The sequence below is a fragment of the Pseudoalteromonas sp. 120-MNA-CIBAN-0494 genome (assembly GCF_040308885.1).
In the GTDB taxonomy this organism is placed as follows: domain Bacteria; phylum Pseudomonadota; class Gammaproteobacteria; order Enterobacterales; family Alteromonadaceae; genus Pseudoalteromonas; species Pseudoalteromonas nigrifaciens.
In genome coordinates this window covers 1-278 of the sequence record NZ_JBEOOE010000134.1, presented here as the reverse complement: position 1 = coordinate 278, position 278 = coordinate 1, and the positions used below count along the sequence as shown (strand labels likewise).

Below are 278 nucleotides of genomic sequence, written 5' to 3'. Positions count from 1 at the left end.
CTTACGGACTTGAGCGTCTAGCGATGTATATTCAAGAAGTTGATAGTGTATACGATCTTGTTTGGACCGACGGACCTTTAGGTCGTGTCACTTATGGTGATATTTTCCATCAGAACGAAGTTGAGCAATCAACTTATAACTTTGAACATGCCGATGTCGACTTTATGTTCACCCTGTTCGACCAGTGTGAAAAAATGTGCCATCACCTTTTATCACTCGAAAAACCGCTACCATTACCTGCTTACGAGCAAGTCATGAAAGCATCACATGCTTTCAAC

1 protein-coding gene is annotated in these 278 nt (G+C 41.7%); it reads left to right on the top strand.

All coding sequences use genetic code 11. From position 1 onward, the window contains the following. On the top strand, window positions 1-278 hold a 278-nt coding region (locus AAEY55_RS18265), incomplete at both ends, for a glycine--tRNA ligase subunit alpha (protein WP_350552663.1).